The organism is Amycolatopsis sp. w19 (genome assembly GCF_051373225.1).
GTDB lineage: Bacteria > Actinomycetota > Actinomycetes > Mycobacteriales > Pseudonocardiaceae > Amycolatopsis > Amycolatopsis japonica.
The window spans coordinates 55,707-73,558 of the sequence record NZ_JBPQFM010000011.1; the positions used below are offsets into that span (position 1 = coordinate 55,707).

15 protein-coding genes are annotated in these 17,852 nt (G+C 69.0%); 6 read left to right on the top strand and 9 right to left on the bottom strand.

Annotated elements, in window-relative coordinates:
• Positions 1-33 precede the first annotated feature (33 nt).
• A complete protein-coding gene (locus ACSMFO_RS21965) occupies positions 34-1,851 on the top strand; it encodes an NAD(P)-binding domain-containing protein (RefSeq protein WP_436460315.1) in 1,818 nt (605 codons plus the stop codon).
• Between the two features lie 130 nt (positions 1,852-1,981).
• Here ACSMFO_RS21965 and ACSMFO_RS21970 read toward each other — a convergent pair whose 3' ends face one another.
• A complete protein-coding gene (locus ACSMFO_RS21970; RefSeq protein WP_436460316.1) occupies positions 1,982-2,929 on the bottom strand; it encodes a helix-turn-helix transcriptional regulator in 948 nt (315 codons plus the stop codon).
• Positions 2,930-3,021: 92 nt separating this feature from the next.
• Here ACSMFO_RS21970 and ACSMFO_RS21975 point away from each other — a divergent pair, with 92 nt between their 5' ends.
• The 4 genes from ACSMFO_RS21975 to ACSMFO_RS21990 all read left to right on the top strand — a co-directional run bounded on the left by ACSMFO_RS21975 (position 3,022) and on the right by ACSMFO_RS21990 (position 8,406).
• Positions 3,022-3,585: a DinB family protein gene (locus tag ACSMFO_RS21975; protein WP_400568255.1), complete on the top strand. Its 564-nt coding sequence runs from the start codon at positions 3,022-3,024 to the stop codon at positions 3,583-3,585.
• A gap of 222 nt (positions 3,586-3,807) precedes the next feature.
• Entirely contained in the window at positions 3,808-5,844 is a 2,037-nt protein-coding gene (locus ACSMFO_RS21980) for an acyltransferase family protein (protein WP_436460317.1), read from the top strand.
• A gap of 118 nt (positions 5,845-5,962) precedes the next feature.
• Positions 5,963-6,718 carry a carbon-nitrogen hydrolase family protein gene (locus ACSMFO_RS21985; protein ID WP_436460318.1) on the top strand — a complete coding sequence of 252 codons (756 nt, stop codon included), beginning with the start codon at positions 5,963-5,965 and terminating at the stop codon, positions 6,716-6,718.
• Positions 6,715-8,406 (top strand): flavin monoamine oxidase family protein, encoded by a 1,692-nt coding sequence (locus tag ACSMFO_RS21990; protein WP_436460319.1) that lies wholly within the window; start codon positions 6,715-6,717, stop codon positions 8,404-8,406. The genes ACSMFO_RS21985 and ACSMFO_RS21990 overlap by 4 nt, the downstream gene beginning before the upstream one ends.
• Here the strand turns inward: ACSMFO_RS21990 and ACSMFO_RS21995 are convergent.
• From ACSMFO_RS21995 to ACSMFO_RS22015, 5 genes are all read right to left on the bottom strand, one after another.
• Positions 8,370-8,870 (bottom strand): VanZ family protein, encoded by a 501-nt coding sequence (locus ACSMFO_RS21995; protein WP_436460320.1) that lies wholly within the window; start codon positions 8,868-8,870, stop codon positions 8,370-8,372. The genes ACSMFO_RS21990 and ACSMFO_RS21995 overlap by 37 nt on opposite strands.
• Before the next feature lie 12 nt (positions 8,871-8,882).
• The gene (locus ACSMFO_RS22000; protein ID WP_436460321.1) at positions 8,883-9,431 is read right to left on the bottom strand and encodes a cysteine hydrolase family protein; all 549 of its coding nucleotides are present in this window, start codon (positions 9,429-9,431) and stop codon (positions 8,883-8,885) included.
• A gap of 9 nt (positions 9,432-9,440) precedes the next feature.
• Positions 9,441-10,430: a TolB family protein gene (locus ACSMFO_RS22005; protein ID WP_436460322.1), complete on the bottom strand. Its 990-nt coding sequence runs from the start codon at positions 10,428-10,430 to the stop codon at positions 9,441-9,443.
• Positions 10,427-11,686: an MFS transporter gene (locus ACSMFO_RS22010; RefSeq protein WP_436460434.1), complete on the bottom strand. Its 1,260-nt coding sequence runs from the start codon at positions 11,684-11,686 to the stop codon at positions 10,427-10,429. The genes ACSMFO_RS22005 and ACSMFO_RS22010 overlap by 4 nt, the downstream gene beginning before the upstream one ends.
• A 66-nt stretch (positions 11,687-11,752) precedes the next feature.
• Positions 11,753-12,616, bottom strand: coding sequence for an alkaline phosphatase family protein (locus ACSMFO_RS22015; RefSeq protein WP_436460323.1), 864 nt, complete (start codon positions 12,614-12,616; stop codon positions 11,753-11,755).
• A 344-nt stretch (positions 12,617-12,960) separates the two neighbouring features.
• Between ACSMFO_RS22015 and ACSMFO_RS22020 the strand changes: the two genes are divergently transcribed.
• Positions 12,961-13,596 carry a MerR family transcriptional regulator gene (locus tag ACSMFO_RS22020; RefSeq protein WP_038511930.1) on the top strand — a complete coding sequence of 212 codons (636 nt, stop codon included), beginning with the start codon at positions 12,961-12,963 and terminating at the stop codon, positions 13,594-13,596.
• Between the two features lie 13 nt (positions 13,597-13,609).
• On the opposite strand, the gene ACSMFO_RS22025 is transcribed toward ACSMFO_RS22020, so the two are convergent.
• The 3 genes from ACSMFO_RS22025 to glpK form a co-directional block, all read right to left on the bottom strand.
• Positions 13,610-15,157 carry a purple acid phosphatase family protein gene (locus ACSMFO_RS22025; protein WP_436460324.1) on the bottom strand — a complete coding sequence of 516 codons (1,548 nt, stop codon included), beginning with the start codon at positions 15,155-15,157 and terminating at the stop codon, positions 13,610-13,612.
• Between the two features lie 301 nt (positions 15,158-15,458).
• Positions 15,459-15,728, bottom strand: a complete 270-nt coding sequence (locus ACSMFO_RS22030) for a hypothetical protein (RefSeq protein ID WP_436460325.1) — start codon at positions 15,726-15,728, stop codon at positions 15,459-15,461.
• Positions 15,729-15,888: 160 nt separating this feature from the next.
• Positions 15,889-17,841: a glycerol kinase GlpK gene (gene glpK, locus ACSMFO_RS22035; RefSeq protein ID WP_436460326.1), complete on the bottom strand. Its 1,953-nt coding sequence runs from the start codon at positions 17,839-17,841 to the stop codon at positions 15,889-15,891.
• Positions 17,842-17,852 lie beyond the last annotated feature (11 nt).

Genomic DNA, 17,852 nt, shown 5'->3' on the forward strand with positions numbered 1-17,852 from the left:
GTAACAGCCGAACGCCGAAGTTCAGGAGTGGCCATGACACAGACGGTGGACCGGATCGAGGCGACGGGCTCGCCGCAGGCTCGGGTGGACGCCTGGCTGAGCCGATTCGAATCGGCCCTCGCCGCCCGCGACGTCGAAGCCGCCACCGCGCTTTTCGCCGTCGACAGTTATTGGCGTGACCTGGTCGCCTTCACCTGGACGATCAAGACCGTCGAAGGACGCGACGAGGTGGCCGGCATGCTCGGCGACTGCCTCGACCGGATCGATCCCTCCGGGTTCCGCACGACCGAGACGCCGACCGAAGCCGACGGCGTCACCGAAGCGTGGCTGGAATTCGAAACCGCGACAGGTCGCGCGAAGGGCCACTTGAGGCTGAAGGACGAAGGCGCGTGGACCCTGCTGACCAGTCTGCGTGAGCTCAAGGGTTTCGAAGAACGTCGCAACGAACAGCGGCCGAAGGGCGTCGAGCACGGCGTCGTCCGCGGCCGGAAGTCGTGGGCGGAGAAACGCGAGGAGGAACAGACCCGGCTCGGCTACGAGCAGCAGCCGTACGTCGTCGTCATCGGCGGCGGCCAGGGCGGGATCGCGCTCGGCGCCAGGCTGCGGCAGCTCGACGTGCCCACGCTCGTCCTGGAACGCAACCAGCGGCCGGGCGACTCGTGGCGCAAGCGGTACAAGAACCTCTGCCTGCACGACCCGGTCTGGTACGACCACCTGCCCTATCTGCCGTTCCCGGACAACTGGCCGGTGTTCGCGCCCAAGGACAAGATCGCCGACTGGCTCGAGATGTACACGCGGCTCATGGAGGTCCCGTACTGGACGAGCACCGAGGTCACTTCGGCCTCCTGGGACGAGGAAAAGCAGCAGTGGCTGGTGACCGTCGTCCGCGAGGGCGAGGAACTGGTGCTCACCCCGCGGCACGTCGTGTTCGCGACCGGGATGTCCGGCAAGCCGAATCTCCCGTCGTTCCCGGGAATGGACGACTTCGAGGGCGATCAGCACCATTCGTCCCAGCACCCCGGCCCGGATTCCTACGCCGGCAAGAAAGCGGTCGTGGTCGGCTCCAACAACTCCGCGCACGACATCTGCGCGGCGCTGTGGGAACACGGCGCCGACGTCACCATGGTGCAACGCTCGTCGACGCATGTGGTGAAGTCGGATTCACTGATGGACCTGGGGCTCGGCGACCTGTATTCGGAGCGCGCGGTGCGTTCCGGGGTCACCACCGACAAGGCGGACATGATCTTCGCGTCGATCCCGTACCGGATCATGCCGCAGTTCCAGATCCCGGTGTACGACGCGATCCGTGAGCGGGACAAGGACTTCTACGCGCGGCTGGAGGCGGCCGGGTTCCAGCACGACTGGGGCGACGACGGCTCCGGTCTGTTCCTGAAGTACCTGCGGCGCGGCTCCGGCTACTACATCGACGTCGGCGCGTCGGAACTCGTCGCCGACGGGAAGATCAAGCTGGCCCACGGCCAGGTCGACCACCTGACCCGCGACGCGGTGGTGCTGTCCGACGGCACGGAGCTGGAGGCGGACGTCGTCGTCTACGCCACCGGCTACGGCTCGATGAACGGCTGGGTCGCGGACCTGGTCGGGCAGGAGACCGCGGACCTCGTCGGCAAATGCTGGGGCCTGGGCTCCGGCACGACGAAGGACCCCGGGCCGTGGGAGGGGGAGCAGCGCAACATGTGGAAGCCCACGCGGAAGGAAGGCCTGTGGTTCCACGGCGGGAACCTGCACCAGTCGCGGCACTACTCCCTTTACCTGGCGCTGCAACTGAAAGCGCGCTACGAGGGCATCCCGACGCCGGTGTACGGGCTCCAGGAGGTGCACCACAAGTCGTGACGGCCCAGAGGCTTCGGTGCCGGACCCCGGGCGGGCCGGCACCGGAGGGCGCCGCCCCCGGACCACGGGCGGTCTACGGCGTCGGGCACCGCCTCCAGACCCTGGGCGGTCCCCGGCGCCGTACCCGTGTTCAGCGGGCGGCCTTCGTGTAACGGCGGGCCAGCACGGCGAAAGCCTCCCTGAGTTCGGGCGGCCCGACGACCTCGATGTCGGCGTCGAACCGGCCGATACTCGCCGCGAGCCCGGCCCACGACCACGACCCCAGCACCAGACGGCACCGATCAGGCCCGAGTTCCTCCACGACACCGTCGCGGACGTAGTGGGACACCGTGGCCGCCGGGAGGTCGAGGACGACTTCCCCGCGGCACGGCCATTCGCCGGACTCGGACGCGCCACGGAACCGGCTCGCGACGAAGGTGGCGACGTCGGGGACCGGCAGCTCACGCGGTGTGAACCGCGGGCCGGTCGGGGTGCGCGGAGAGATCCGGTCGGCCCGGAAGGTGCGCCAATCCGCGCGATCCAGATCCCAGGCGACGAGATACCAGCGGCCGTGCCAGGTGACGAGGTGATGCGGTTCGGCGCGGCGCCGCGCGTCCGCGTAGTCGAACCGCAGGACCTCGCGGGCGTGCACCGCCGCACCGAGCGCGAGCAGGACGTCGCCGTCGACGCGGGGCTCCGAGCGGCTCGCGGGCGATTCGACGGCGGTGACCCGCACCGTGTCGATCCGGCGCCTCAGCCGGGAGGGCATCACCTGGCGGACCGTGTGCAGCGCCCGCATCGCCGCCTCCTCGATGCCCGCGCCGCTGGTGGTGGCGATCTGGAGCGCGACGGCCAGCGCGACCGCCTGTTCGTCGTCGAACAACAGCGGCGGCAGCTCGGATCCGGCGTCGAGCCGGTATCCGCCGTCGGGACCCTTGATGGTCGCGATGGGGTAGCCGAGCTCGCGAAGCCTGTCGACGTCGCGCCGCACGGTGCGCGGGCTGATGTCCAGCCGCTCGGCCAGCAGCGCCCCCGGCCAGTCGCGGCGGGCCTGCAGCAACGAGAGCATCGACAGCAGTCGCGCGGAGGTCTTCGGCATGTTTTCCATCATGCCCGCAGTAGCGGCCACAACCTGTCCTCTACCCCTGCGAGAGTCGTGTCGTGCCAGAAAACGACAACACGGAGGGCCCGATGACCGCCACCATCCTCGACGCCGAGCGCGCCGACCTGCTCGAAGCCCTCGACACCGTCCGCGCCACGCTGACCACCACCGTCCAGGGGCTCACGGACGAGCAACTCGACGCGCATCCGACGGTCAGCGAGCTGAGCCTCGGCGGGCTGATCAAACACGTCGCCTCGATCGAGGAGATGTGGCTGCGTTTCGTGGTCGAGGGTCCGTCCGCGATGACCTACGACCTGCCGGAGGGCGTCACCTGGGCGGATCTCGGCGCCGGGACCGCCCGCGAGTTCCCGCAGTGGGCGATCGACCACCAGAACAACTTCAGGATGCTGCCCGGCGACACCCTCGCGGGGATCCTCGCGCGCTACGAGGAGGTGGCCGCGCGGACGACGGAGATCGTCTCGTCGATCCCGGACCTTTCCGCGACGCATCCGCTGCCGGAGGCGCCCTGGAACCCGCCGGGCGCGGTGCGCAGCGTGCGCCGGGTGCTGGCGCACGTCATCGCCGAGACCGCGCAGCACGCGGGGCACGCCGACATCCTGCGGGAGAGCATCGACGGCCAGAAGTCGACCTGATCCTGCCCGCGCCCTCGTGAGTGGCGCCCCACCACGCCACTGCCACGCTCGCTCGCCCCTGCAGTACGTGAAGGCCCCCTTCCTTGCGTCTAGCGCAGTGAAGGGGGCCTTCACGTACTTGCGATCAACTGCCACCCACACCACGAGGGGGCATAGCTTGCTCACAGCTTCCTGCCGTAGGGTCCCGGCCCGTCGGCGGCCGGTGATCATGGTGGTGGTTGTGTGCGGGAGACGGAGCGGCGGTTCCGCCCGGAAATCCAGGGACTGCGGGCGCTCGCGTGTGTGCTGGTGGTCGTCTACCACGTGTGGCTCGGCCGGATCTCCGGCGGCGTCGACGCGTTCTTCCTGATCTCCGGGTTCCTCGTCACCGGTCAGCTCTACCGCGCGGCGGCGCGCGGCAAGATCGAGTACCGGCCGATGTGGGGCCGGATGATCAAGCGGCTGTTCCCGGCCGCACTCACCGTGCTGTTGCTGGTCGTCGCGGTAAGCATGGTGCTGCTGCCGCAGAACCGCTGGTTCCAGACGATCAAGGAGGTCGTCACCTCCGCGCTGTACCTGGAGAACTGGCAGCTGGCGGCGGATTCCGCCGACTACTTCGCCCAGCACAACTCGGCGAGCGTCGTCCAGCACTTCTGGTCGCTGTCGATCCAGGGGCAGTTCTACGTCGTCTGGCCGTTGCTGGTCGGGCTGGTGCTCCTGATCGCCAAGCGGGCGGGCCGCGACGTGCTTCCGCTGCTGGCCACGACCCTCGGTGTGGTGTTCGCCGCCTCGCTCGCGTACTCGGTGTGGCTGACCGCGGTCGATCAGCCGCTGGCGTACTTCGATTCGCTGACGAGGGTTTGGGAGTTCGCGCTCGGTGGCCTGCTCGCCTTGCTCATCGACCGGATCCAGGTGCCCCGTCCGGCGCGGGTCGTGTTCGGCTGGGCCGGGGTCGCCGGGCTCGTTTCCTGCGGGCTGGTGCTCCAGGTCGGGACGGTCTTTCCCGGCTATCTCGCGCTCTGGCCGACCCTGTCGGCCGCGCTGGTGATCCTCGCGGGCGACACCGCGTTCAAAGCCGGCGCCGATCGTTTCCTCAGCAGCCGCCCGCTGAAGTACCTGGGCGATCTGAGTTACGCGCTCTACCTGTGGCACTGGCCGGTCCTGGTCTTCTATCTCGTCGCGCGTGACCGGGAAGAGGTCGGCCTGCGCGGGGGCGCGGTGATCATCGCGCTGGCGTTCGGCCTCGCCGTGCTGACCCATCATCTGGTCGAGAAGCCGGTCCGCGTGTCCGCGATCGGGACCGGGAACCGTTGGGGCGCCTACCGGTTCGGTGCCGCGACGCTCGCGGCCGTGCTCGCCGCGACAGGCGCCTGGCAGTGGGTGAGCGTGAGCCAGGCGGAGAGTTACTCGATCGCGGTCGACGATCCCGACCATCCCGGCGCGCTCGCGCATACCGAAGGGTTCACGTACTGGGGTGCCGCCGACGCCGCGCTCGTCCCGTCGTTCGTCGCGGTGTCCGAGGACTGGGCGGGGATCGACCCGGCCCGGTGCGGAACCTCGCCGCGCAACGCCGATCTCGAAGTCTGTACGTCGCAGACCACGGGGCATCCCACCCGCCGGATCGTCGTCGCCGGCGACTCGCACGCCGGGCAGTTCCTCGGCGCCCTGCTGCCGGTCGCCGAAAAGAAGAACTGGGAGGTCACGTCGATCCTCCGCGGCGGTTGCCCCTTCTCGACCGACTCCGACGCCGTACCGGGTGACCAGTCCTGTATCGACTGGAACACCGCCGTGGTGGACGAAATCGTCACCACCCGCCCCGACGCGGTGATGACGATCGGCACCAGGGACGTGAAGATCGGCGTCGAAGAGCGGGTTCCCGCCGGCTACATCGCGCAGTGGCGCAAGGTCGACGAGGCGGGCATCCCGGTGCTGGCGGTGCGGGACAACCCGCGTTTCGGCCAGTCGCCGTCGGCGTGCGTCGAGAGCCGCGGCGCGGAGTCGCCCGAGTGCGCCACGCCGCGCTACGACCTCTATGCGGCGGAGCCGCCGTACGAGACGCTGCCGGATCTGCCGTCCAACGTGCGGTTCCTCGACTTCAGCGACTACTTCTGCACGGCCGAGGTCTGCCCGCCGGTGATCGGCAACGTGCTCGTCTACCTTGATGACAACCACGTCAGCGGTACCTACATGTCGACGATGTCGGCCATCGCGGAGAAGGCGATCATCGAGGCGCTCGGCTGGGCGGACGATCACGCGGAGGAGCCGCCGCCGGGCGGGTGATCCAGACAACAGATCGCCGCTGGATTGCGTGATACCGCACTGACTCGCTGGTCTGCCAATCTCGTGCGCAACGATTCGCCCTTATCGGTGCATCGAAACGGCGGATATCGTCGTCGGTATGAGGGTCGCCGTCCATCAGGGCTCGTACGCCGAGCTGCCGTCCGCCGTCGAGGCATCGGGCGCCGATTTCGTGATCGCCGCCGAGATGATCACGACCGGCTACCACATCGGCGCTCGATCGCATGAGCTCGCCGAACCCGCCGACGGTCCGACAGCGGCCCGGATATCCGCGCTGGCAACGGAATCCGGCGTCGCACTGGCTTACGGATACCCCGAATCCGACGGCGGCCGCGTGTACAACAGCGTCCAGCTGATCGGTCGCGACGGACAACGTCTGGCGAACTACCGCAAGACGCATCTGTTCGGCGACATCGACCGCGACTGGTTCGAGCCGGGCGGCGAGGCGGTCGTGCAGGCGGAGCTCGACGGACTCCGGATCGGCCTGCTGATCTGCTATGACGTCGAGTTCCCCGAGCTGGTGCGGGCGCACGCGCTGGCCGGGACCGAACTGCTCGTGGTGCCGACCGCGCTGATGAGCCCGTACGAACTGGTCGCGGACACGCTGGTGCCCGCCCGCGCCTACGAGAGCCAGCTGTACGTCGCGTACGCGAACCGGTGTGACACCGAACGGGAACTGACCTACTGCGGCCGCTCCTGCGTCGTCGCCCCGACCGGTGAGGTGCTCGCGCGAGCGGGCGCCGGCCAGGAGCTGATCAGCGCCGAAGTGACCCGTGACGCGCTCGTCGCGTCGCGGCTGGAGAACACCCACCTGGCCGACCGACGGCCCGATCTGTACCGAGGACTTTCCGCATGACCTCCGCCCTCCCGACCGCGATCCACCACGACGAACCGGCGGGCCGCCCGATCACCATGTTCGGCCCCGACTTCCCGTTCGCCTACGACGATTTCCTCGCGCACCCCGCCGGGCTCGGCTCCCTCCCGGCCGAGCGGCACGGCACCGAGGTGGCGGTGATCGGCGGCGGTCTCTCGGGCATCGTCACCGCGTACGAACTGATGAAACTCGGGCTGCGCCCGGTCGTGTACGAGATCGCCGAGATCGGCGGCCGCCTGCGCACGGTGAACTTCCCCGGCTGCCCGGACGACGTCGTCGCGGAGATGGGCGCGATGCGCTTCCCGCCGGCGTCGACCGCGCTGTTCCACTACATCGACAAGGTCGGCCTGGAGACCACGCCGTTCCCGAACCCGCTGGCGCCGGGTACGCCGAGCACCGTCGTCGATCTCAAGGGGGAGAGCCACTACGCGCGCACGGCGGACGAACTCCCCGCCGTCTTCGGCAAGGTCGCCGCCGCGTGGGACAGCACGCTGTCCGAACAGGCCGCGTTCACCGAGATGCAGAAGGCGATCCGCGACCGCGACGTGAAGACGATCAAGCGGCTGTGGAACGAGCTCGTCCCGAAGCTGGACAACCAGACCTTCTACGGTTTCCTCTGCGATTCGCCCGCGTTCGCCTCGTTCCGTGACCGCGAGATCTTCGGCCAGGTCGGCTTCGGCACCGGCGGCTGGGACACCGACTTCCCGAACTCCATCCTGGAGATCCTGCGGGTGGTCTACACCGGCGCCGACGACGAGCACCGCAGCGTCGTCGGCGGCAGCAGGCGGCTTCCGTTGCGGCTGTGGGAACACGCGCCCGAGGACATCGCCTTCTGGCCCGCTGGAACGAGTTTGAGCTCGCTGCACGGCGGGAGCCCGAAGCCCGGCGTCGCCCGGCTGCACCGGACCGCGCCGAACAACATCACCGTGACCGACACCGAAGGCCGCATCCGCACCTATCCGGCAGCGGTGTTCACCGCGCAGAGCTGGATGCTGCTGTCGAAGATCGAATGCGACGAGGCGCTGTTCCCGATCGACCATTGGACGGCGATCGAGCGCACGCACTACATGGAGTCCTCGAAGGTCTTCGTCCCGGTGGACCGGCCGTTCTGGCTGGACAAGGACCCGGAGACCGGGCGCGACACGATGAGCATGACGCTGACCGACCGCATGCCGCGCGGCACCTACCTGCTCGGCGACGACCCGGACGCGCCCGCGGTGATCTGCCTGTCCTACACCTGGGCCGACGATTCGCTGAAGTGGCTGCCGCTTTCGGTGTCCGAGCGGGTCGAGGTGATGCTGCAGTCGCTGAAGGAGATCTACCCCGGCGTCGACGTCCGGCGGCACATCATCGGCGACCCGGTGACCGTGTCGTGGGAGGCCGAACCGCATTTCATGGGCGCGTTCAAGGCCAACCTGCCCGGTCACTACCGCTACCAGCACCGGCTGTTCACCCACTTCAAACAGGACCGGCTGGAGGAGCGCCACCGCGGTCTCTTCCTGGCGGGCGACGACGTCTCCTGGACGGCGGGCTGGGCCGAAGGCGCGGTGCAGACGGCCCTCAACGCGGTCTGGGGCGTCCTGCATCACTTCGGTGGCGAGACGGATCCGGCGAACCCGGGGCCCGGCGACGTCTACGACGACATCGCGCCCGTGGAACTGCCCGACTGAGCCCGGCGGCCCACCAGCCACGCCATACCCGCCGCGAGGAGGGCGCCGATGGTGTTCATCAGCCAGTCATTGGTGTCGCAGGCACGGCCGATCGCGGGCACGAACGCCTGCAGCGCCTCGATCACCGCGGACAGCGCCGAGCCTGCCGCGAGCATCGTCACGGGCCGCCGGGACGCCAGCGCGGCGAAGTAGACCGGCGGCAGGAACAGCGCGACGTTGGCGAGGAGCTCCACCGACCCGAGCGTGGGCAGGGAGAACTGGACCGTGCACAGGATCTCGTCGATCGTGTGCCGGGTGGGCACCAACGTCAGCGCGACGACCGGTATCAGCGCCACTCCCGCGAGCGTCCAGAGGACTCGATGCCTGCCCGCGAACAGCTGGCCAAGGACGGCGCAGACGAGCGCGACCAGCAGGATCGCCACCGGCACGAGGGCGGAGTGGTCGAGCAGGAAGTTCGTGATCATGGCGGGCCGATCCTACGGGCCGGTGAACTCGACTTCCGCCGACGGCACCACGCGCAGCCGTCCGCCGGGATGGATCGCCGTGCTCAGCAGCAGGTTTTGCCGGGCGACGACCTGTTCGGCGGTCAGCCCGGTGGTGGGGTCGCCGTCGGACGAGGGAGCGTGGCCGTCGGCGACCAGCACGACGTCCAGGCCGTGGCTCTGCGCGGACCGGGCGGTCGCGTCGACGCAGTAGTCGGTGGCCAGCCCGGTCAGCACCACGGTGTCGACGGCCCGGTCGACGAGCAGCCCCGCCAGTCCGGTGCGGTAGAAGGAATCCGTCGCGGTCTTGTCGACCACCACGTCGACCGGTTCGAGACCGAGCAGCGCGCTGACCCGGGTGCCCGGCGACTCGGGGTCGAAGTCGGTGCCGGGAGCGCCGATCTGCCGCAGCGCGATCACCGGGACACCGTTCTCGCGGGCCTTCCTGGCGAGTGCGGCGATCCGGGCCGCCAGTTCCTCGCCACGCCAGACCAGGGGAACGAGCATTTCCTGCATGTCGACGATCAGCAGCGCGGCCCTCATGCCGAGAGCCTAGGGCAGCGCGGCGGGTGACTCGGCCTCCGGGATGAGCAGACGCGGCGCGCCCGAGCCGTCTGCGGAGACGGCCCAGACGTCGGAGTGTCCTTGAGTGCGGGGGAGGGCGTAGGCGACGGTCCGGTCGTCGAGCCACGCGGGCTGGTCGTCGACGTTCCTGGTCTCCGCCAGCGGCGTCACGGCGCCGCTCGCGAGGTCGAGCACCGACACCCGCCAGCCCTTCGCGGGATCGCCGTCGATGGCGGCCTTGTAGGCGACACGGGTCTCGTCGGGGGAGAGGGACGGGCATTCGACGTTGTCCCGCAAGGTCTTCACGGTCCGTGCGGTCGAGTCGCCTTCGACGAGGTACCGATGGGAGCCGGTCGACATGGTGGCGTAGAACCGGCCCGGCTGCCGGGTGAAGGTGACACCCCAGAAGTTGAAGTCGGCCGCCTTGTACGGCTTGCCGTCCACGGTCACGGCGAAGTCCTCCAGCGTGCCCTCGACGTTGTCGGTGGTGAGGTCGAGGGTGCCGGCGCGGGTGGAGAACCGGCCGCCGTTGTAGGAATCGCCGGTGACGAACACCGTCCACGCCAGCCGTTTCCCGTCGGGCGAGACCCGCGCCCGGTTGGGCAGGCCGACCAGCGGGATCTCCTGCGTGACCGCGAGACGGCCGTCGAGCACGGCCAGCTGATACGTGGTGAGCCCGGTTTCCGGCCGCAGGCAGATCCCGGTGCCGCCCGCCGCGTAGACCCGGCTGCAGGACACGGTCGACACCGCCCGTGCGCCGCCGGGGTCGGCGGCGCTGACGCTGGACACGTGCCCGCGGTCGGCGTCGGCGGTGCTGCGGAAGAGCAACCGTCCGCCTTCGAGGGTGACGGCGCCGCTGGTGCCCGCCGACGCGGTGTCCTGGTTGCGCGCGCCCGCCACCCCGACGTAGATCACGGCGGCGGCGGCCAGCGTGAGTACTCCGGTGACGGCGATCAGGACGCGGGTGCGGGTGTTCACGGTCGTGCCTTCCTGCGGGGAACCAAGAGAACGAAGGTGGCGGCGACGGCGACGAGCACCGTCCCGGCGGCGATCGTGATCGCCGTGGTCGCGCCCCAGAACTGCCAAGAGAGTCCGAAAAGGACGGACGAGACGAAGTACGCGAGCGCCTGCCCGCTCTGCACGATGGCGATACCGGTGGTGCGCAACGCCTCGGGCAGCAACGGACCGGCCAGCGCCATCAGCACGCCGTCGGTCGCCGCGTAGAACACGCCGTACAGGCCGAGGGTGAGCGCGAACAACGCCCAGCCGGTGAGCGGGCCGAGCAGCAGCAGATAGACGGCGATCAGGGCGCCGTAACCGCCGAGCATCACCGGCAGCCTGCCGATACGGTCGGCCAGCGCGCCGAGCGGCGCGGCCAGCAGCAGGTACCCCAGGTTGGTCCCGACGGCCAGCAGCGGGAACCAGCCGGTGGCGATGTCCTCCTTGTCCTGCAACAGGAGATAGACGAACCCGTCCCCGATGGTGGCCAGGCCGAGGACGCACGCGGCGATCAGCAGCCGCCGCACGCCGGCGCCCCGCAGGAGCCCCGCGGCCGCTCGCAAGGACACGGTGCCGGACGGCGGTTTGGGCGCACGGTGGTCGCGGACGAACAACGCCAGCAGCAGCACTCCGGCGGTGGCGATGCAGAAGCTGGTCACGAAGACCGCGTCGAAGCCCTCGACCCCGGTCGCCGAGCCCGCCACGGCCAGCACCGCGACCGCGGCGAGCGGGCCGAGGAACGCGCCGACGCTGTCCATCGCCCGGTGCACGCCGAACGCGCGGCCCAGCATGTGTTCGGGGGCCGACAAGGTGATCAGCGCGTCGCGGGGCGCGGTCCGCAGCCCCTTGCCCGTGCGGTCCGCGGTCAGCACCACGCCGATCGCGGTCGCCGACGACCCCGCCGCCACGAGCCCCAGTTTCGCCACGGCCGACATCGCGTAGCCCAGCCCGGCGACCGCCTTGCGCCGTCGCACCCGGTCCGCGACGTAGCCGCCGACCAGGCGCAGCAGCGCGGTCGCGCCGGTGTAGAGGCCGTCCACCACGCCGTACGCCGCCGGGCCGAGGTGCAGCCCGAGCACCAGGTACACCGGCAGCACGGCCGTCACCATCTCCGAGGAGACGTCCGTGACGAGGCTGACGGTGCCCAGGGCGAAGACGTTCCCGCCCAGCAGGGCGAAGGACTTCTTGGACACGCCGCCGGGATGCTCCCGGCGGCCGATCGTGGACAGGTACACGCGACGAACCACCCTTCTCCGCCCGCGGGCGCGTCCACAGTGGACACGCCCGCGGGGTTCACCCGGCTACTGCCACACGCTGGTGATCGGCGCCTTGTTGGCCGCGTTGCCGATGCCCGGCAGGCCGAACGACGCCTCCATCGTGCGGAGGATCGAGTAGTGGTTGATGGATTCGCTGTAGCTGCCCGGCTTCACGTGGGCGCCGACGAACGTCGTGAAGATCTGGTTCACCGACGTCCCGCTGTCCTCGTCGAAATTGACGATCAGCAGGCTGTTGTGCGTCTTGGCCCACTGCGCGTACGCGTCGAGGTTCTTCTTCAGCCATTTGTCGCCGGTGTCGACCGAACAGTCGTGCATGTCGCTGCACAGGTCCGGGGTCACGAAAGCGACGTGGGGCAGCTTGGTGAAGTCGCTCGGGAACGACGAGAACCTTTTGTTCGCCGACGACGGCACATTGCTGAAGCTGACCCAGCTGTTGTGCTTGCGGGCGTAATTGCCCTTCGTGCAGCCGGTGTAGCCGTCGGAAGGCATGCTTTCCGCGTAACCGACGAACTTCTTGCCGATCCCCGCCAGCTGGGACGCGATGTTCTCCTTGTTCCCGAGATCCTGGCATTTGTTGCTGTCGACACCGTGCGTCGAACCCGCGAACTGGGCGATGTAGTTCGGCTGGCTGGGGTGCGTCGTCCCGTACGCCTTGGTGAACTTGGCGCCCTGTGAGGCGAGCTTGTTGAAGTACGGCGCCTTGGAGCTGCCGCTGATCTCCTTGTAGTCCTTGTTCTCGAACATCACGAGGACGATGTGGTCGAACGCGGGTACTTTCGCCGCGGCGGGCTCTATCGCGGCGGCGGGAGTGTCCTGATGGGACACCACCAGCGACGTGGCCAAACCGGTCGCGGCCACGGCCGCGACCGCGATCCGTTTCCAGAACATGGAAACCTCCTGGGAAAAGGTTGAAACTTTGACGACCAACCATCGGGTTCAGCGGCGCTCCGCGGGCGTCGACAGAGTTGAGACATCGGATGTCTCTGGTGCATTTAAACGGCAAAGAAGTCCTCGGCCCATCAAGATCGCCTGACTGGAGTAACCGAGGGTCGTGGAACACCCCAAATCAGGCATTGCTTGGCATGAAACCATGTAAACCGGCCGCCGACCTTGCGTTCGTCGCCGGGAACCGATGAACTTATGGCAACTCGCTGATTCAGCCGGTTGACAGTGGTGTCGCCATTGCCCCGGCTCTGTGGTGTACTCATCCGACCATTGGTTAAGCTGTCGGCGTGAAGCCCTTTTCGTCGAGGCCGGCCGGATACACGATCGAAGAACTTTCCACGATCGTCGGCATGTCGGCGCGCAATATCCGGGCCCATCAGACGCGGGGTCTGCTCGCCCCGCCGGTCCGGCACGGCAGGTCCGCCTACTACGGCCCGGCCCATCTGCGGCGTCTGCGACGCATCACGATGCTGCAGAAACAGGGCTTCAACCTGGTTTCCATCGCCGCGATGCTCGGAACGACCACAGTGGACCGTGCCGAGCGGCTGGACGCGGCGATGGCGGACATCGCCCGCGACCAGCCCGCCGTCGCCCGGTGCCTGGAACGCCACGGCGTGCTGGGCAGGGACGACACGGGAGCCCCGGCGGTCGTGCGTCCGTCCGTTTCGCGCGCGGTGACGGACCTCGCCGTGGCCGGGATCCCGCCCGTCGCCGCCCTGCGGTTCCTCGGGCAGTTCATGGACCGGGTCGCGCCCTTGGCCGGCGAACAGCTGGGCGCGCTGAAAGCTCAGACGGGAGGGGGCTCGGCGGCTCCTCGGGCCTGTTTCGCGGACCTCCTTGTAAGCGCTTTCAAGATCGCCGTGGAAAACGCGGCCGAAGTCACTTTCCCGGTCGGGGAACCAGGAACCTGGCCGCCGGGGTGACCGCCGTCGTCGGTCAGGAACGCTGCACGATGATCTGGTCGACGAGGGTGCCGTCGGCGCTGATCGCACGAACGTCCATTTTGGGCGGTGTGGTGCCCGTGCCCGCGACGACGTCGACCGCGACCAGGCTGTAGCCGCGGAACCGGACCCGGGACCAGGTGACCTTCTTGGTGCGGTCCTGGCCGTCGCGTTCCGAGTACTTCATCGGGACCGGGGAGTCGTTGCTCGTCTCATGGCCGAGGTACGTGTCGGGCGCCGGGAACTCGGAGACACTGCCGCCACCGCCGCCCGCGGTGATGTAGGTGGTCCCGTCCTTGACCGGGTCGGTGGTCCCGCGCGAGGGCACCTTCTTGACGGCCTTGCCCGCCCGGATCGGGTCGGTGCGTTCGTAGATGTGGTTGTGGCCGTTGAGGACCAGGTCGACCTGGTACTTGTCGAACAGCGGTGCCCAGTCCTTCTGCGCGCCGAGTTCGGCGCCGTTGGAATGGCAGGTGGAATACGTGCACTGGTGGCAGTAGACGACGATGAAATCGATCGTGGGGTCGGTGCGGAAGGCGGCGAGCGTCTTCCCGAGCCATTTGAGCTGCTTGCCCTTGGTGTAGTCCAGATTGGACGGACTGTTGTAACAGACGTCGTTGCCGTCCAGGCTGATCATGCCGACGTTCTGGTAGCGCCACGAGTAGATGCAGGTGGAGCCGTCCCAGGCGTTGTCCGGCATGGTGAAACGCGCCCGCACGCCGCCGTAACCGTCCTCGGAGTACCAGCCCTCCATTTCGTGGTTGCCGAGCGCCATCATCCACGGGATCCCGGCGGTGACCGGTTCGTTCTGCACGAAGAAGGAGTCCCAGAGCCGCGCGTCGTACTGGTCTTCCTCCGGATGCCCGCCCTCGCCTTCGAGCGCGTAGCTCAGGTCACCCATGGCGAGGTGGAAGGCCGGGTCGAGGCCCGCGATCAGGCTGCTGGTCGCGACGGCGTTGTAGCCGACGCCCTGGTCGCCGAAAGCGGTGAAGGTGAACGTGCCGTCGCCGCCCGGGGCGGGGGCGGTGCGGAAGCTCGCCATCTCGCCGAGCCGGGCGGCGGGGTCGTAGCCCTCGTGTCCGACGACGTAGTAGTACGTGGTGTTGGGCAGGAGGCGGTCGATCCGGGCGTGGAGGTAGTACTGGGTGATCGACTTCGGGCTGTTCGGCGGGACCTCCTCGACCGGGTGCTGCCAGGACATCTGGCTGGTCAGCGCCCGGACCTCGGCCTGGATCGGCGGGCTGAAGTCGCCGGGCACGGTGCCGATCCGGACGAACGGCGCGGTCACCGCCGCCGGCACCTGCCAGGAGACGACGACCTGCTGGGACGGGTCGGCCCCGTAGGCGATGTGCCGTCCGAACGGCCGTAGCGCCGAACCGGCGACCTTGTCGGCGTTGAGCAGCACCATCGGCCCGGGGGAGGCCGCGGCCGCGCCCGGGAGCAGGACGCCACCGGCGGCGAGTGCCGCGCCGCTCACCGCACCCACCCGGAACAGGGTCCGCCGCGAGTACTGATTGACGAACTTGTCGTGTTTCTCGGCCAAGCTGAGCCGACGGTAGGCTTGGGACCTGCTGTTTCGGGGAGTTTCGGCCATGAAATTGAAGTTAAGAAGGCTTCTTAACTAAGTCAAGAGGCCGATGGTCGTTGGATGACCGGCTGCATGGAACCGTGCAAGTGACTTCGGGCATAGGGGACTTTGTGCCCGAACGGCGATCACGCGTGATCAGACGGCGCACACACGTGATTGGACAGCGATCATGCGTGATCAGGCGGCGAGTATCGAGATCGCCGCTCAATCACGCGTGATCGCCGTCTGATCACGTGAGTTGCGGGTTTCGGGACGGTCAGACCAGCTCGGCCGAGACGACGGAGGTCAGCTCGCGCAGCCGGCCCAGCAGGGGCTCGACCTCGGCGGCGTCGATCAGGACGGCGCAGGTCATGGTGCTTTCCCGGACGCCGTCGCGGACGTCGACGGACAGGTCGTGGACCAGGCAGCCGAGCGCCTCGATCAGGCCGGGGATCCGTTCGACGCCGCCGACGAAGTACGTGGCGATCCGGCGGCGGACCAGCATGGACGAGCGAGGGGCGGGAACCTGGAAAGCGGTGATCGACATCGTGGTCTCCAAGGGCGGGAAAACGTACAGGCCATGGAGGGCCAGGTCCCGGGAGATGCCCCGTATCGAGGGGTCGCCGGAATGCGCGCCGGCGACCTGGTTCAGCCGGCGCGCTTGACTACGAGTCGGGTCCAGCGGCGCACGGCGACAGGCTAGCACGTCACGAGAGGCGCAGCCGGGAACCTTGCTCGCGGACGTGCGCGGCGGAGCCGCAGCCGAGGTCCAGTTGCCGCTGCCGCTCGGCGACGAACGCCCGGCCGAGGCCGGTGCGATCCGAAGTGGACAGTGTGCGCCGGAGTTCGTTCAGCAACCCGCGTTCCTCCGCGCGGATATGCGCGTCCACCGAATTCTCCAGTGCTGCCAACGCTTTCTCGGAGTCGCCGGACTCCAGTACGGCCAGCAGTTCGTCCGCGAGCCCGCTCTCCGTCGCATCGGGACGGACGATCCGCTCCGTCGCGGTCGCATGGGCGACCAAGGACGCCGAGAGCTCCGCGATCAGCGCCGGACGGTCGGCCTCGTCGTTGCGGAGGTCGCGGAACAGCTGTTCGATCCGGCGGTGATCGGCCAGGACGACCTCCACCAGGTCGGAGCCCGGGGGAGCGGCCGTCGGGCCGGGACGCATCCAGCCGAACGTCAGCTCCACGGCCTGGCGCCAGTGCGAATACTCACTGTCGCGGCGGGCGGGGTCCATCGTCGGCAGCCACTGCCCGGCGCGATGCCAGTTCCGCCGCAGACCCTCCAGATCCGGCCAGTACCCGACCGACAATCCGGCCGCGTACGCCGCGCCCAGCGACACCGTCTCGGCGACCATCGGACGCACCACCGGCACGTCGAGGACGTCGGCGACGAACTGCATCAGCAGGTTGTCGGCGGTCATCCCGCCGTCCACCTTGAGCGTCGACAGCGCGAGCCCGGAGTCGGCGTTCATCGCGTCGACCACCTCGCGGGTCTGCCAGCCCGTCGCCTCCAGGACGGCCCTGGCCAGATGCCCCTTGGTGATGTACGACGTCAGCCCGGCGATCACGCCGCGCGCCTCGCTGTGCCAGTGCGGCGCGAACAGGCCGGAGAAGGCAGGCACGATGTAGCAGCCGCCGTTGTCCTCGACCGTGCGCGCCAGCGTCTCGATCTCGGGCGCGCTGCCGATCAGTTCGAGCCCGTCGCGGAACCACTGCACCAGCGAACCGGTGACCGCGATCGACCCTTCGAGCGCGTACACGGCGGGCTCGTCGCCGATCTTGAAGCCGACGGTGGTCAGCATGCCGTGCGCCGAGAGCACCGGCGTCGGACCGGTGTTGAGCAGCAGGAAGCTGCCGGTTCCGTACGTGCACTTCGCCTCGCCGGGCGCGAAGCAGGTCTGGCCGAACAGCGCCGCCTGCTGATCGCCGAGCGCCGCCGCGATCCGGATACCCGGGACCACTCGCGACGTCGTCCCGTACACCTGGGTCGACGGGCGGATTTCCGGCAGCATCGCGCGCGGGACGTCGAAGAACTCCAGCAGTTCGTCGTCCCACGACAGCGTGCGCAGGTTCATCAGCATGGTGCGCGAGGCGTTGGTGACGTCGGTGACGTGGACGCCGCCCTCGGGGCCGCCCGTCAGGTTCCAGATCAGCCAGCTCTCCACCGTCCCGAACAGGACGTCGCCGCGTTCGGCGCGTTCCCGCAGGCCAGGGGTCCGTTCGAGCATCCACCGGATCCGCGGCGCGGAGAAGTACGTGGCCAGCGGCAGCCCGCACAGCCGCCGGACACGGTCGGCGCCCGGCTCGCGGGCGAGGTGTTCGAGCATCGCGTCGGTGCGGGTGTCCTGCCAGACGATCGCCCGCCCGACCGGGTTGCCGGTGTGCCTGTCCCACAACACCGTCGTCTCGCGCTGGTTCGCGATGCCGAGGCCGACCACCTGCCCGGCTTCGACGCCGGCGTCGGCCAGCGCCTGCGGCACGATCCGGCCGACGTTGCGCCAGATCTCCGTCGCGTCGTGTTCGACCCAGCCCGGCCGCGGGAAATGCTGCTGGTGTTCGCGCTGCGCGACCGACACCAGCCTGCCGCGCGCGTCGAACAGGATGCACCGCGTCGAGGTGGTGCCCTGGTCGATCGACATCACGTAGCGCTGGACCACGCGAGCACCTC